At 70.7% G+C, this 15,371-nt stretch carries 13 protein-coding genes; all 13 read left to right on the top strand.

Annotated elements, in window-relative coordinates; translation table 11 throughout:
- Positions 1 to 7: 7 nt before the first annotated feature.
- The 13 genes from gspD (at position 8) to WMF45_RS50745 (ending at position 15,358) form a co-directional block, all read left to right on the top strand.
- Complete coding sequence (gspD, locus tag WMF45_RS50805) at positions 8 to 2,584, top strand: type II secretion system secretin GspD (protein ID WP_437714675.1); 2,577 nt, start codon at positions 8 to 10, stop codon at positions 2,582 to 2,584.
- A complete protein-coding gene (gene gspE, locus WMF45_RS50800; RefSeq protein WP_437714673.1) occupies positions 2,581 to 4,359 on the top strand; it encodes a type II secretion system ATPase GspE in 1,779 nt (592 codons plus the stop codon). Before gspD ends, gspE begins: the two co-directional genes overlap by 4 nt.
- A gap of 8 nt (positions 4,360 to 4,367) precedes the next feature.
- A complete protein-coding gene (gene gspF, locus WMF45_RS50795) occupies positions 4,368 to 5,594 on the top strand; it encodes a type II secretion system inner membrane protein GspF (RefSeq protein WP_437714671.1) in 1,227 nt (408 codons plus the stop codon).
- 6 nt (positions 5,595 to 5,600) lie between these two features.
- Positions 5,601 to 6,014, top strand: coding sequence for a type II secretion system protein GspG (locus WMF45_RS50790; protein ID WP_437714670.1), 414 nt, complete (start codon positions 5,601 to 5,603; stop codon positions 6,012 to 6,014).
- 3 nt (positions 6,015 to 6,017) lie between these two features.
- Positions 6,018 to 6,467, top strand: a complete 450-nt coding sequence (locus WMF45_RS50785; RefSeq protein ID WP_437714668.1) for a type II secretion system protein — start codon at positions 6,018 to 6,020, stop codon at positions 6,465 to 6,467.
- A 24-nt stretch (positions 6,468 to 6,491) separates the two neighbouring features.
- Positions 6,492 to 7,190, top strand: coding sequence for a pilus assembly FimT family protein (locus tag WMF45_RS50780; RefSeq protein WP_437714666.1), 699 nt, complete (start codon positions 6,492 to 6,494; stop codon positions 7,188 to 7,190).
- Positions 7,190 to 7,855, top strand: a complete 666-nt coding sequence (locus tag WMF45_RS50775) for a type IV pilus modification PilV family protein (RefSeq protein ID WP_437714665.1) — start codon at positions 7,190 to 7,192, stop codon at positions 7,853 to 7,855. Before WMF45_RS50780 ends, WMF45_RS50775 begins: the two co-directional genes overlap by 1 nt.
- Positions 7,852 to 8,571, top strand: a complete 720-nt coding sequence (locus WMF45_RS50770; protein ID WP_437714663.1) for a type II secretion system protein GspJ — start codon at positions 7,852 to 7,854, stop codon at positions 8,569 to 8,571. Before WMF45_RS50775 ends, WMF45_RS50770 begins: the two co-directional genes overlap by 4 nt.
- Positions 8,568 to 10,043 carry a general secretion pathway protein GspK gene (locus WMF45_RS50765; protein WP_437714661.1) on the top strand — a complete coding sequence of 492 codons (1,476 nt, stop codon included), beginning with the start codon at positions 8,568 to 8,570 and terminating at the stop codon, positions 10,041 to 10,043. The genes WMF45_RS50770 and WMF45_RS50765 overlap by 4 nt, the downstream gene beginning before the upstream one ends.
- 27 nt (positions 10,044 to 10,070) lie before the next feature.
- Complete coding sequence (gene pilM, locus WMF45_RS50760) at positions 10,071 to 11,585, top strand: type IV pilus biogenesis protein PilM (RefSeq protein WP_437714659.1); 1,515 nt, start codon at positions 10,071 to 10,073, stop codon at positions 11,583 to 11,585.
- A complete protein-coding gene (locus WMF45_RS50755) occupies positions 11,582 to 12,181 on the top strand; it encodes a hypothetical protein (protein ID WP_437714657.1) in 600 nt (199 codons plus the stop codon). The genes pilM and WMF45_RS50755 overlap by 4 nt, the downstream gene beginning before the upstream one ends.
- On the top strand, positions 12,178 to 13,443 hold the full coding sequence (gene gspN, locus WMF45_RS50750) for a type II secretion system protein GspN (protein ID WP_437714655.1): 1,266 nt from the start codon (positions 12,178 to 12,180) through the stop codon (positions 13,441 to 13,443). Before WMF45_RS50755 ends, gspN begins: the two co-directional genes overlap by 4 nt.
- A 235-nt stretch (positions 13,444 to 13,678) precedes the next feature.
- Positions 13,679 to 15,358: an STAS domain-containing protein gene (locus WMF45_RS50745; protein WP_437714653.1), complete on the top strand. Its 1,680-nt coding sequence runs from the start codon at positions 13,679 to 13,681 to the stop codon at positions 15,356 to 15,358.
- Positions 15,359 to 15,371 lie beyond the last annotated feature (13 nt).

Genomic DNA, 15,371 nt, shown 5'->3' with positions numbered 1-15,371 from the left:
GATGGTGATGACGACCCTCGAGCGATCCTGCTGCCTCCGGAGGAGGCTCCTCGCCGCGCCGGTGGCGGCGCTCGTGCTCGCCGCCGCGGCGCCGCCCGCCGCAGCGCAACCCGCGAACCGCGGCGCCCCCGTGCTGCGGACCCCCGGCCAGGTCCAGCCGCCGCCCGCCCGCCCCGCGCCGGGCGCCCCGGCCGCAGGCGCTCCGCCGGCCGGCGCGCCGGGCACAGCCGCGCCAGGCGCCCCGGCCGACGCCGGGGACGACCCGCTCGCCGCGGTCAAGCAAGGGGTCCAGGAGATCGAGTTCAAGCCGAAGCCCGGCGGCTACAAGGTCAGCTTCAACCTCGACGAGGCCGACCTCCCCGAGCTCGTGAAGGCCATCAGCAACATCACCGGGCGCCGCTTCATCTACGGCGGCAAGCTCCGGCAGATCAAGGCCACGGTGTACGCGCCGGAGAAGGTGACCGTCGCCGAGGCGTACAGCGCGTTCCTCTCGATCCTCGCCTCGAACGATCTCACCGTCATCCCCCACGGCCGCTTCCTCAAGATCGTGGAGACGCCGGGCGCGGTGTCGGAGACGACCCCCGTGTTCGGGACCGCCGCGCCCGTGCCCGCGGAGGACCGGTTCGTCACCCGCATGTACCGGCTGTCCCATATCGACGCCAACGAGGCGGGCGGCGTCCTGAGCAAGTTCAAATCGAAGGACGGCGACGTCACCGTCTACCCGCCCGGCAACCTGCTCATCATCACGGACACCGGGTCGAACATCCAGCGCATGCTCCGGATCGTCGAGGAGATCGACGTGGGCGGCGCCGGCGATCAGCTCTGGGTGCAGCCCGTTCATTACGGCTCCGCGGCGGAGGTCGCGACCAAGCTGAACGAGATCGTCGACCCGAGCAGGGGCGCGGCGGGCGGCGGCAGGCCCGGCAGGGGCGGCGCCGGCGGCACCGGCGCCCGCATCATCGCGGACGACAGGACCAACTCCCTCATCATCACCGCCACCGAGCCGGACTACCTGCGCGTCCTCGGCATCCTGAAGCGCCTCGACGTGGCGCAGACGGGCGAGGGGCAGGTCCACGTGCTCTCGCTCCAGCACGCCGGCTGCAAGGAGCTGTCGGCGACGCTGAACCAGGTCCTCGGCGGCGGGAGCGGCGGCGGCGCGCCCGTGGGCGGCAGGCCGGGCGCGCGCGCCGCCCAGGCGGTGCCGGGCTCGACCGACGACATCTTCGAGGGGCAGGTCAAGGTCACCTGCGACGAGGCGAGCAACAAGCTCCTCATCACGTCGTCGCCCCACGATTACGCCCAGCTGCGCACCGTGATCGACGAGCTCGACGAGCCCCGGCGGCAGGTGTTCATCGAGGCCGTGATCATGGACGTGAACGTCAGCCGCTCGCTCGATTTCGGCATCGGCTACCACGCCGGCGCGCCGTTCGACGGCCTCAACGCGGACGACAGCGTCGTCTACGGCGGCAACAACATCCGCCAGTCCGTCATCGGCCTGCCGGCGCAGCTCGGCGCGCTCGCGCTGGGCATCAAGGGCCCCGCGATCACGGGCTCGAACAACATCCTCGGGACGGGCATCTCGATCCCCGCGTTCGGCGTCGTCCTCCACGCGCTGGCCCAGGACGGCGACTCCAACGTCCTCGCGACGCCGCACATCCTCGCGACCGACAACGTGGCGGCCGAGATCTCGATCGGCCAGAACATCCCGCTCCAGACCAACGTGGGCGGCGGCGGGCTCAACCAGCTCGCGAGCCTGGCCGGCGGCGCGGGCGCCGCGGCGGGCGGGCTCGCTGGCCTGCTCGGCGGCCTCGGCGGCCTCGGCGGCGGCGCCGCCGCGCGCCAGGACGTCGGCACGAAGATCAAGGTCGTCCCCCACGTCAACGACTCGGATCAGGTGCGGCTGGAGCTCTCCGAGGAGATCTCCGACGCCGGCGCCCCCCTCGAGGGCGCGCTCGGCGCGATCCCCATCAACAAGCGCACCGCGAGCACCACGCTCGTCGTCCGGGACCAGCAGACGGTCGTGATCGGCGGCCTCATGCGCGACGGCATGACCACCTCGGAGACGAAGATCCCCGTGCTGGGCGACATCCCGGTGCTCGGGTTCCTCTTCCGGCAGCGGGTCAAGACCAAGACGAAGACGAACCTCCTCCTCGTGCTGACGCCCTACGTGATCCGCGACCAGGACGACCTCCGGACCATCTTCGAGCGCAAGATGCAGGAGCGGCAGGAGTTCATCGACCGTTACTTCGTCTTCAGCGAGAGCGCCGCGTGGGAGCCGCCGCGCGACTTCGGCCGCGCGAACGGGCTCCTCGAGGACATCCGCCAGTCGATGCTGGCCGAGGAGGAGCGGGCGCGCCTCGAGGAGGAGGCGCGCCCGAAGGGGCCGCGCGAGCACGTGCCGGTGGACCCGGTCGGCCTGCCGACGTTCGGCGGCAAGGCCACCGGCGCCGTGCACATGCAGCCCGGCATGGCCGACATGGAGGGCGAGCCGGCCCAGCTGCCGCCGCCGCCGAACGGCGCCCCGCCGCCGCGGCCCACGCGGCGGCCGCCGGGCGGCGGACGGCAGATGGAGCGCGTGGAATGAGCCTGCAGCAGCAGCAGTACCTCGGCGAGATCCTGATCCGGAGGGGCGTCGTCCCCGCGGAGCGGCTCGTGCCGCTCTACGACACCGTCCGCGAGCGCGGTCAGCCGCTCGTGGACCTCATCGTCTCGTCCAACATCGCCGACGAGGCGAGCATCGCCAAGGCGCTCGCGGAGGAGTGCGAGGTCGGCCTCCTCCCGCGCATCGACATCGACGCGGTGCCGCTCGAGCTCGCGAGCCGGGTGCCGATCACCTACGCCAAGCAGCACAAGATCCTGCCGCTCGCCGAGCACGACGGGGTCGTCTACTGCGCCGTCGCCGACCCCCTCGACACGACGGCGATCGACGACGTGCGGGCGCTGTTCGGCAAGCCCGTCGAGATCGCGGTCGCCACGAGCGACGCGGTGCTGAACGCGATCAACCGCATCTGGGAGCGCAAGGAGGACGGCGGCGCGAAGCTCGAGGGCGACACGGCGCTCGAGGAGGACAACCTCGTCGACATCATCGACTCGGACGACGACGCCCCGATCATCGCCTGGGTCAACGGCCTCTTCGCGCAGGCGGTCCGCGAGCGGGCGAGCGACATCCACATCGAGCCCGAGGAGCGCGACGTCGTCGTCCGCTACCGGATCGACGGCGAGCTCTACGTCGCGAAGCGCGCCTCGAAGCAGTTCATGGCGCCGATCATCGCCCGCGTGAAGATCATGGCGGCGCTCAACATCGCCGAGAAGCGGCTCCCGCAGGACGGCCGCATCACGCTGAAGATCGCGGGCAAGAGCGTCGACATCCGCGTCTCGACCGTGCCGACGAGCCGGGGCTTCGAGCGGATCGTGATGCGCATCCTGCACAAGGCGTCGGTCCTGCTCGGGCTCGACGACCTCGGCTTCGCGCCGCGCGAGTACGCCATCATGGACGCGCTCATCCAGCGGCCGGACGGCATCATCCTCGTCACCGGCCCGACCGGCAGCGGCAAGACGACGACGCTCTACGCCTGCCTCAACCGGATCAACGAGCCCAGCCGGAACATCCTCACGGCCGAGGACCCTGTCGAGTACGAGATCGGCGGCATCCACCAGATCCACGTCCACCCCGGGATCGGGCTCACCTTCGCCTCGGCGCTCCGCGCGTTCCTCCGCCAGGATCCGGACGTGATCATGGTCGGCGAGATCCGCGACAAGGAGACCGCCGAGATCGCCATCCACGCGTCGCTGACCGGCCACCTTGTGCTCTCGACCCTCCACACGAACGACGCGGCCGCCGCCGTGACCCGCCTCGTCGAGATGGAGATCGAGCCGTTCCTCGTGCGGAGCAGCGTGATCGGCATCCTCGCCCAGCGCCTCGTGCGCCTGCTGTGCCCGGCGTGCAAGGTCCCCTACCGGCCCTCCGATTACGAGCTGCAGCAGCTCGGCCTCGACGAGGACCGGCTCGCCTGGAAGGCGCGGCGAAAGGTCTCGAACCGCTACAGCGTGCACGGACAGAAATACGACTACATCGGGCAGGACCTCGACCGGGCCGTGTTCTACAAGCCCGGGGGCTGCGATTCCTGCAACCAGAAGGGCTTCGTCGGCCGTCGGGGCATCTATGAGCTGATGGTCGTCGACGACGCCGTGGGTCCGCACATCCTGAAGAGCGCGGACGCGCAGACCATCAAGCGGGTCGCCATCTCCCAGGGGATGGATACGCTCCGGGATGACGGGGCGCGCAAGGTGCTCAAGGGCATCACCACCGTCGAGGAGGTCCTCGCGGCGACGCAGGAAGACGTCATCGTCGACGAGTAGGGAAGGCCGTGGCGGTATTCGAATACAAAGGCATCCTCGTCGGCACCGGCAAGCCGGTCAAAGGGGTCCGCGACGCGGAGAACGCGAAGGCCCTCCGGGCCGCCCTGCGCAAGGACGGCGTCATGCTCACCGGCGCGACCGAGGAGCAGGCCGCGAAGGCGAAGGCGAAGCGCGATCTCAAGATGTTCGCCTTCGTGGGCCGCCCCTCGACGTCGGACATCGCCGTGATGACCCGCCAGCTCGCGACGCTCATCGGCGCCGGCATCCCGCTCTTCGAGTCGCTCAACGCGCTCATCGAGCAGGTCGAGAAGGAGTCGCTGAAGAAGGTGCTCACGCAGGTGCGCGAGCAGGTGCGCGAGGGCACGAGCTTCGCCAAGGCCCTCGAGGCGCACCCCTCGATCTTCCCGCCGCTCTACGTGAGCATGGTGCGCGCCGGCGAGGCGTCCGGCACGCTCGAGGGCGTGCTGACCCGCCTGACGGTCTTCATGGAGAACCAGGCGAAGCTCGTGGGCAAGGTGACCGCCGCCCTCGCCTACCCCGCGCTGATGGCGCTCATCGGCATCGGGCTCATCTCGGTCCTCATGGTCGCGGTCGTGCCGAACGTGACCGGCATCTTCGCCTCCATGGACCAGGCGCTGCCCTGGTACACGGCGGCGCTCATCGGCACGTCGGCGTTCGCCTCGAGCTACTGGTGGCTCGTCCTCCTCGCGCTCGTGGGCGCGGTGTACGGGTTCCGCCGCTGGGTGCGGACGCCGAAGGGCCGCCTCGCGTGGGACACGTTCGTGCTGCGGGCGCCCATCTTCGGCAAGCTCATCCAGATGCTGTCCATCGCGCGCTTCGCGCGGACCCTCGCGACCCTGCTGTCGTCGGGCGTCGCGCTCCTCAGCGCGATGGATATCGTGCGGAGCGTGCTCGGCAACGCGGCCCTGGAGAAGGTCATCGTCGACGCCATCGCGTCGATCCGCGAGGGCCAGAGCATCGCCGAGCCGCTGAAGCGGAGCGGCCGGTTCCCGCCGATCGTCACCCACATGATCGCCATCGGCGAGAAGAGCGGGCAGCTGGAGGCGATGCTGGAGAACGTCGCCAACGCCTACGACTCCGCCGTGGAGACCCGCGTCCAGGTGCTCACGAGCCTGCTCGAGCCGCTCATGATCGTCATCATGGGCGGCGCGGTCGCGTTCATCGCGATATCCATCCTCATGCCGCTCATCCAGATGTCGAGCTTCGTCGGGTAGGTGGCTATGGGGCGGCGCAGGCAGCGAGAGAGCACGATCTTCTTCCCCTGGGAGCGCGGCGGCGGGCTCTTCCGGCGGACCGGCATGGCGCGGGCGAGGCCCTTCGCCGCGGGCCTCGCGATGGTGGTCCTCCTGCTGCTCCTCGGCGCGCGCGAGCGGCGGCTCGTGGGAATTCGATCGACCCGCGCCACGTTGTCCGTCGTCCACGGGGCGATCACCCTGTACCGCGCCGATCACGAGCGGCGGTGCCCGGCTTCCCTGGAAGAGCTGAAGCGCGAGGGATACCTCGCGATCGACCCGGTCGACGCGTGGGGCAGGCCGCTCCGGCTCACCTGTCCCGGAAGGAAGGATCCGGACGGATACGATCTCATGAGCGACGGACCGGACGGCGAAATAGGCGGCCTTGACAGGGTGGAGTGAGAGATGGAGACGAACAGAGCAAGCAGCGCAAGAAGGATTCGACGGCTGAGCCGGAAGCTCTCGCGGGGCGTGACCCTGGTCGAGGTGCTCATCGTCGTGACGATCATGGCGATCATCGCCGGCGGCGCCACGCTCGTGGTGTGGCCGAAGCTCAAGCAGTCGCGCGTCAAGAGCGCCTATACCGGGGCGACGATCATCAAGAGCGCCGCCGAGCAGTACCAGCAGCTCGGGGCGGGCAGCGAGGGGTGCCCGACGATCCAGGCGCTGGTCAGCGCGAAGCAGATCGACGGCAACAAGACGGACGATCCCTGGGGCCAGCCCTACAAGATCAAGTGTGACGAGAACAACGACGTCCATGTCATCTCGTCCGGCGACGACAAGAAAGAGAACACCCAGGACGACATCCGGGATGACATGAAGCAGTCGGATCTCAACAAGATCGCGGAGATGTAGCGCCGCGCGGGAGCAGGAGCGCCCATGGCACGCCGTCGCACGAGGGGACTCACGCTGGTCGAGGTGCTGATCACCGTCACGGTGATCGCGCTCATCAGCGGCTCGGTCATGCTCGGCATGGGCGCTGTCACGAGCGCGCGGCTGAAGCGCAGCGCGGCGCTGCTCGCGGGCGCCGTCCGGGTCGCCTACGCCCACGCGAACGCGAAGTCGAAGCCGGTGCGGCTCGTCTTCGATTTCGAGGAGCGGATGATCGTGCTCGAGGAGTCCACAGGCGAGCTCCTCGTCGAGCGGAACGACCGGGCCGGCGGCGCCGCCGCGGCGACGGAGGCCGAGAAGGCGGCCACGGCGGAGGCCGAGGCGATCCTGAAGGGGCCGCGCGCGCCGCGGCCCTCGTTCGAGCCGGCGAAGGCGTACGGCTTCAACCCCGAGAAGGACAGGCCCGGCAAGGAGCTGTCGAGCGGCGTGCGCTTCCTCCAGGTGGAGACCGGACACCAGGACGAGCCCGTGACGGAGGGGCGGGCCTATCTCTACTTCTGGCCCGGAGGCCAGACCGAGCACGCCGCGATCCAGCTCAGTCTGGGCGGCGGGGAGACCGAGGACGCGGTGATGACGGTGCTCGTCTCGCCGCTGACCGGCAAGACGGAGCTCAGGAAGGGCAAGGCGAGCATGCCCAGGCCGCGCGACGACGCCGAGGCGTCGGAGCGCGAGGACACGGGGCTCTGATGCGCGCCCGCGGCTTCACCCTGCTCGAGGTGATGGTGGCGGTCGCCATCCTCGGCCTCGGGCTGACGGCGATCCTCTCCGCGCAGGCCGGCGCCTTCTCGGCCGCGGCGCACGCGCGGAACCTCAGCCTCGCGAACGGGCTCGCGCGCTGCAAGATGACCGAGCTCGAGGAGCGGCTCGCCAAGGACGGTCTGCCGGCGCTCGACGAGGCCGACAGCGGGCCGTGCTGCGAGGGCGACGAGTCGCCGAACATCAAGTGCAGCTGGCGCATCGAGAAGCCCCAGATGCCCGAGCCCAAGTACGGCGATCTGGACCTCGACACCAACCTCGAGGGGCTCGGGGCGCTCGGCAAGCCGGGCGAGTCGAGCGGCACCGCGGCCCCGAGCGGCGACATCAACGATCTCGCGCAATCGCTGGTCGGCGGCGGCGCGGGGGGCGGCGAGTCGGGCGGCGGGATCTCGGGGCTCCTGCAGCCGTTCGTCGACATGCTCGCGCCGACGCTCCAGCCCATCTTCGAGGCGAGCGCGCGGCGGGTGACGGTCAAGCTGACGTGGCAGCAAGGGTCTCGGGAGCACGCGTTCGAGCTCGTGCAGTGGGTCACGATCCCCCAGATGGGCCAGCCCGACGCCGACGCGGGCACGGGCGAGGGAGGAGGAGGACCATGACGGCGCGAAGGGCGAGCTCTCTCCGCAGGCGCCGCGGCCGCTCGCGCGCGGTGACCCTCCTCGAGGTCCTCGTCTCGGTCGGCATCCTGGCGCTCATCGGGACGCTCATCTATGGCGCGTTCGACGGCATGAGCCGCGCGCGCTCGGGCATCGCGCGGATGGGCGACCGCTACCACCAGGGCCGCGCGGCGATCGCCCGCATCTCGCGCGAGCTCCAGACGGCCTTCCTGTCCAGGCACCAGCCGGCCGACAAGAACATCGTCGTGCGGCTCACCGCCTTCGCGGGGGACGACTCGTCCCCTGCGGACCGCGTTGATTTCACCGCGTTCGCGCACCGGAGGCTCCTCCGGAACGCGCACGAGTCCGATCAGTGCGAGATCGGCTATTTCGGCGCGCGCGACCCGGAGCGCGACAGGCTCGATCTCGTGCGGCGAGAGGCGAGGACGATCGATACCGAGCCGACGAGGGGCGGAGTCGTCAACGTGCTCGCCGAGGACATCGAGAGCTTCAATCTCCAGTACCTCGACCCGATCACCGGGGAGTGGGTCGACTCGTGGGACTCGACGCAGCCGGCGGCGCAGCTCGACCGGCTCCCCTCGCAGGTGTGGGTGACGCTGGTCCTGAACGGCGGGCCCGGCGGGGAGCCGATCAAGTTCGAGTCGAAGGTGCCTATTCCGATGCAGGTCCCCATCGCCTTCGGGAACTCGACACCATGAGCCGGCCGAGGCGCCGAAGCGAGAGGGAGCGCGCGTCCTCCGCCATCCAGGGCGGGCGCGGCCGCCGCGGCCTCCGGAGGCGGCGCGACCAGCGGGGCGTGGCGCTCGTCATGGTGCTCGGCGCGATCACGGTGCTCACCGTGTTCCTGACCGAGCTCCAGGAGGAGACCTCGACCGAGCTCTCCGCGGCGCTCGCCGATCGCGACGCGCTCCGGGCCGAGTACTACGCGAAGAGCGCCGTGAACCTGTCGCGGATGCTCATCGCCTCCGAGCCGAGCGTCAGCACGGCGATCGGGCCGATGCTCGCGATCGTCGGGATCAGGGGGAAGTTCCAGGTGCCGGTCTGGAAGTTCACCGACATGTTCCTCGGCCCCTTCAACGCGCAGCTCGCCGCGGGCGAGGGCAGCGCGGCGCCGCCCGCCGAGGCCGCGGGCGAGGGCAGCGCGGCGGCGGGCAAGAACCTGGGGCTCACCGGCGGTGGCCGCTTCGAGCTCAAGATCGTCGACGAGGACTCGAAGATCAACGTCAACCGCGCCGCCGACGACGTGGGCGGCATCTCCGATCAGATCGCGATCGGGAACCAGCTGCTCAGCCTGATGAGCGACGCGCAGTACAACACGCTCTTCGAGGAGCGCGACGGCGACGGCCAGTTCTCCGACCGCGCGACCATCTGCAGCGCGCTCATCGACTGGGCCGACCCGGGCGACCAGACGTTCGCCTGCGACGCGACGTCGAACGCCCCGAGCTCCACCGGCGCCGAGGACAGCTTCTACCAGACGGTCGGCCTCCCCTATCAGCGCAAGAACGCCCCGTTCGACTCGGTCGACGAGCTGCGGCTGATCCGGGGCATGAACGACGACTTCTGGGCGACGTTCGTCGACCCGGATCCGGGCAACCCGGACAAGAGGGTCCTGACCGTCTGGGGCAGCCGGAAGCAGAAGGTGAACGTCTCGTCTGCGAACGCGCTGACGCTGCTCAGGCTCACGTGCACCGCCGATTTCGTGGATATCGCGACGACGACGCTCTGCAGCGACGTGAACCAGCAGTCGGCGTTCCTCACCGTGGCGTCGCTCGTGCAGAGCATGACCGGGGGGCTGCTCTTCCCCACCCCGAAAGATTATGTCGATGCGATGACCCAGAAGGCGGGCAGCTCGCTCGGGGGGATGCTCGGGCAGCAGTTCAAGGCGATGGGCGTGGAAGCTGTGAGGTTCAAGCCGAACGTCACGAGGTCCCTCGGCAACAGGACCAACTTCCTGAGCATCTACGCCGATGGCATCGTCCCGGGGAACAAGCGCGAGACGCGCGTGCGCGTCCATGCGGTGGTCGATCTCACGGGGGCGGCGAAGCTCCCCGAACCGCCCACGGATCCCAGGGATCCCGCTCAGCCCAGCACCCCTCCGACGCCGGAAACGTACGAACAGCAGGTACGATCGAACCCTGCCGGGACGATCATTTACTATCGCATCGAATAGGACACCCCTCCGGGAAGAAGCGCGCAAATGCACAGGCTGCTCGGGATAGATGCTGGAAAATCCGTGGTGCGGGCGGCGCTCATCCGCACCACGTACAGGAGGGTCTTCGTCGAGGCCCTCGGCGAGGCGGCCGTCACGGACGCAGTCTCCGAGGCCGAGGCCATCCGCGCCGCCGTGGGGCTCCACCGCCCCGACGCCGCGGCGATCGCGCTCTCCGGGGAGAAATCGTTCTACCGCCGCCTCGACCTGCCGGCGGCCGCGCAGAAGGAGGTCGAGAACATCCTCGGCTTCGAGCTCGAGGCCACGGTGCCGTTCGAGATGGAAGACGCGGTCTTCGACCACCGCCTGCTGAAGCGGCCGCCCGGCGTGGAGACGCTGCCGGTCTTCGCCGCCGTCGCGCGCGCCGACGACGTGCGCGAGCGCATCGCCGTCGTGAAGGAGGCGCTCGGCTTCGAGCCGGAGCGGGTCGCGCTGGGCGCGGTGGCGCTCGCCAACCTCGAGGCGGTGATGCCGGAGCTCGCCGCGCCGTCGCCCGCCAGCGCGCCGATCGCCCTGCTCGACCTCGACTACCTCACGTCCGAGATCGTGATCGTCTCCGGCGGCGAGCCCGTCTTCGCCCGGACGCTGTCGCGCGGGACGGCGGGCCTCCCCGGCACCGCGCCGGCGCTCGCGCGCGAGCTCCGCCAGACGCTCGCGGCGTGGCGCAACCTCGGCGGCGAGCCGCTCGCGGGGCTCTACCTGGTCGGCGGCGGCGCCACCGCGCAGGGCGCGGAGATGTTCCTGTCGACGCAGCTCGGCCTCACGATCCTGCCGCTGCCGACCCCTCGCATCGAGGGGCTCACGCCCGAGCAGGCCGCGGCGCTGCCCCGCTTCGCCAAGGCGCTCGGGCTCGCGCTCGGGCTGACGCCGAAGACCAAGGGGTTCAACCTCCGGAAGGGCGCGCTCGAGGCCGAGCGCAGCTACCCGTTCCTGCGCGAGAAGATCCCGATCCTCGCCGGCCTCGGCACCGTCATCGCGCTGAGCTTCGGCTTCTCCATCGTCGCGGAGCTGCGCACCCTCGACGCGGAGCGGGAGCTGCTCGCCGCCTCGCTCGCGACCGCCTCCCACGACGTGCTCGGCGAGGAGACGAACGACCCGCAGAAGGCCCGCGAGCTGCTCGAGCAGGGCCCCGGCGCGGCCGACGAGGACCCGATGCCCCGCGTCGACGCCTTCGACGTCATGGTGCAGCTCTCGAAGGCCGTGCCGAAGGAGATCACGCACGACGTGCTCGAGCTCGACGTGAACCGCGGCCACGTGACCCTCCAGGGCGTCGTCCCGTCGGTGTCGGACGCGCAGATCATCGCGGATCACATGAAGGAGCACCGCTGCTTCCGTGACGTGAAGGTCGGCCGCACGAGCCAGTTCACGGAGGGCAAGCACAAGTACGTCCTCGAGCTGGATCTCAGGTGCGAGGACAAGACGAAGAAGAAGAAGGCCGGCGCCGCCGACGCGGCGGAGAGCGCCTCGGCCGGCGCGCCGGAGAAGCCGGAGGGATCGCGATGACGCTCCGCGAGCGACTCGACAAGCTGGAGCCGCGCGAGCGCAGGCTCCTCACCATCCTCCTCGGATTCCTGGCGGTGCTCGTCCTCCTGCTCGTGCCGATCGGGCTCGCGAGCGTCGCGTCCAGCAAGCGCGCCGAGAACCAGGAGATCCGCGACCTGCTCCAGTCGATCTACGAGGCCTCGGGGAAGGTCAGCGAGCGCAAGGCGCTGAAGGACGCGCTGCTCGCGCGCTATTCGCGGCCGGCGCCCGCGCTCGCCGGCTTCATCGAGGACGCGGCGAAGCAGCAGCAGCTCACCGCCGCCGAGTCGCAGGATCGCCCCGACGTCCCGCACGGGAAGAAGTACACAGAGCGGATCACGGTGGTGAAGATGCACAGGATCGGGATGCTCGGGCTCGCCAAGATGCTCGAGCACATCGAGGGCTCGGGCCACCCGGTCGCGGTGACGAAGCTGAACCTCAAGCCGCGCGCCGGGGAGCCGGACTCCTACGAGGTCGAGCTCGGCATCTCCGCGTTCGACCGGAAGGGCGAGCCTCAGCCGGCGGCGACACCGGCGCCGTCCGCGCCCCCCGCCGCCGAAGAGGAGCAGGAGCCATGAAGGCGCGGCTCGTCAAGATCGCGAGATGGGCGGTCTACCCGCTCTTTTACCTCTTCTGTCTGGGGCTCTTCGGCTACCTCACGTTCCCCTACGACCGGCTCAAGGACCGGCTGATCGCCGAGTTCGACCGCACGCAGCAGAAGCGGGGCCCGAGCCAGGCGCAGCGCCTCGAGATCGACGAGCTCGACTCGTACTGGTTCACGGGGGTCGAGATGAAGGGCGTGCGGCTCATCCTGCCGCCGGGTGAGCTCGGCACGAGCAGCAGGCCGAGCGGCGCCGCGGCCTTCGCCTCGGGCGACGCCGCCAAGGACAGCGCGCCGAAGCCGAGCGTCATCGAGATCGACGAGGCGCACGCGCGGGTGAAGATCCTGCCCCTCCTGATCGGGCGGATGCGGATCTCGTTCTGGGCCAGCGTGTTCGGCGGCGAGCTCGAGGGCGTCGTCCCGATGGGCCGATCGGGCGGCGACGTCCACGTCGAGGTCTCGGACGTGGAGCTCGCCAAGGTGGGTCCGCTCGGGGACATCCTTGGCCTGCCGATCGCCGGCACGCTGAGCGCGAACCTCGATCTCAGCGCGCCCGACGGCAAGTTCAACAAGGCGAACGGCGCGCTCGAGGTCTCGGCCAAGGAGGTCTCGGTCGGCGACGGCAAGACGAAGATCCAGGGGCTCATCGCGCTCCCGGAGGCGAAGCTGGGGGAGCTGCTCCTGTCGGCGGAGGCGAAGGACGGGGTCCTCAAGGTCACGAAGATGAGCGCGAACGGCCAGGATCTCGAGCTCGACGGCGACGGCAAGGTCAACATGCGCGAGCCGTGGAACAACTCCACGGCGGATCTCTACGTGCGCTTCAAGTTCACCGACGCGTACCGATCGAAGAGCGATCTCACGAAATCGCTGCTCGGCGCGCCGGGGTCGAGCGTGCCCGGGCTGATCGAGATGCAGCAGCCCAAGATGAAGCGGTCGAAGCGGGCGGACGGCTTCTACGGCTGGCACGTCCACGGCCCGCTGAAGCGGCCCCGGTTCGACCCGCACGCGGCCGAGTCGCCCGCCGCGCGGGGCCGCGGCACGCCGGGCGCGAGCCCGGCCACGACAACGAGGAAGCCCGGCGGCGTGAACATGCCCCTCGGCGCCTCCGAGGCCGGCGAGGAGCACGAGCCCCCCGGGATGCCCCCGCCTCCGCCCCCGCCCTCCACCGAGGACGAGTCCCCCACACGGCCCCCGACGCCTCCGCCCGTAGACGGCGAGGGCACGCCTCCCGTTGAATAGAGCGGGGCGCTGCTTCGTGCGACGAAGACGCGCCTCGCTCTAGGACCCGGACCCACGCTCCAAGGACTCGTTGATGGGGGATCCCAGCTGGCAGCAGAACCGGCGCGTTTTACTGATCGACGACGATCAGGCCATCCACGAGGATTTCCGCAGGATCCTCCGATCCGAGGCGGAGGGCTCGACCTTCGCGGGCCTCCAGCCGACGCTGTTCCGCGAGCCGCCCGCCCGGCGGCCGGTGAGGTTCGAGCTCACGTCCGCGACCCGCGGGGAGGAGGGGCTGGCGAAGGTCCACGAGGCGCAGCAGAGCGGCGCGCCGTACGCGCTCGTGTTCGTGGACGCGCGCATGCCGGGGTGGGACGGCGTCGAGACGCTCTCGCGCATCTGGAAGGAGGACGGCGCCATCCAGGCGGTCCTCTGCGCGGCGGACTCGGATGACTCGTGGGAGGAGATCGCCGCCCGGTTCGGGCAGACCGACAACCTCCTCATCCTCGCCAAGCCGTTCGACCCGAGCGAGGTCCGCCAGATGGCCTTCGCGCTCACCGAGAAGTGGAACCAGCGCCGAGCCCTCGTCGAGGCGAACTACAAGGTGTCGACGCAGTACACAGTGACCAGGATCCTCGTCGAGTCGACGACGCTCTCCGAGGGCGTCCCGGCGCTGCTCGGCGCGCTCGGGGAGACGCTCGGCTTCCGGTTCGCCGCCCTCTGGCTCGGCGACGACGAGAGCGAAGGGCTGCGCTGCGAGCACACCTGGAGCGCCGCGCCCGACGACTCGATCGCGCTCGAGGCGGCGACCCGGGGCGCGCGGTTCGCCCGCGACGCCGGGCTGCCCGGCCGCGCGCTCGCCCAGGGGGAGCCGACCTGGTTCAGCGACCTCGACGCCGAGGCGGACGACCCGCGCGCGCAGGCGGCGCGCGGCGCCGGCCTCCGCTTCGCGGTCGAGCTGCCCATCGCGGTCCGCGCCGACGCGCAGGTCGCGGCCGTGCTGGAGCTCATGGACGCCGAGCCGCGCGCGCCCGATCCGGGGCTGCTCGACGTCCTGCTCGCCGTCGCCGCCAAGGCCGGCCACTTCATCGGCAGCAAGCGCGTGGAGGCGGCCCTGCGCCGGAGCGAGGCGAACAACCGCGCGCTGCTCTACGCCATCCCCGACACGATCCTCCGGATCAGCAGCGACGGCATCTGCCTGGACTTCAAGGCCTCCCGGGACCCGAGGCCCTCGCTCCGCGCCGAGGATCTCCTGCACAGGCACGTCGCCAACGTGTTCCCCGCCCACGTGGCCGAGCAGATCACCGGCCTCGTGGCGCGAGCGCTCGCCGACGAGGCGACGCACGTCTTCGAGTACCAGGAGCAGCAGGCGGGCAGCGCGCGCGACTACGAGGTCCGGATCGCCGGCAGCGATCGGGCGGAGGCGGTCGTCATCGTGCGGGACATCACGGAGCGAAAGCGCGCCGAGGCGGAGACCGAGGCGCGGCGCGCCCGGGAGGAGGCCCTCCGGGCGCAGAACGAGATCCTCGCGGCGCTGTCGACCCCGCTCATCCCGATCAGCGACGACATCGTCGTGATGCCGCTCGTCGGCGCCCTCGACAGCCAGCGGACGCGCCGCGTGCAGGAGACGCTGGTCCGCGGCGTCGCCGCCCGGCGCGCGCACGTCGCGATCCTCGACATCACCGGGGTGCCGCGGATCGACGGCCCGTGCGCCGACGCGCTCCTCGGCGCCGCGACGGCGGTGCGCCTGCTCGGCTCGGAGGTGATCATCACGGGCCTGAGCCCCGACGTGGCCAGGACGCTCGTCGAGATCGGCGTCGACATGAGCGGCATCGCCACGCACAACACCCTGCAAAGCGGCATCGCCTCCGCGATGACCTCCGCGGGCGCGCGCGGACGGCGCCGGCGGCGCCGCGCGAGGTCGCGCGGGTAGCGGCCGGCGGCCC

The organism is Sorangium sp. So ce448 (assembly GCF_051520915.1).
Classification (GTDB): domain Bacteria; phylum Myxococcota_A; class Polyangia; order Polyangiales; family Polyangiaceae; genus Sorangium; species Sorangium cellulosum_B.
Note: the sequence above shows the minus strand (reverse complement) of the source record. Positions and strands in the feature narration are given on the sequence as shown.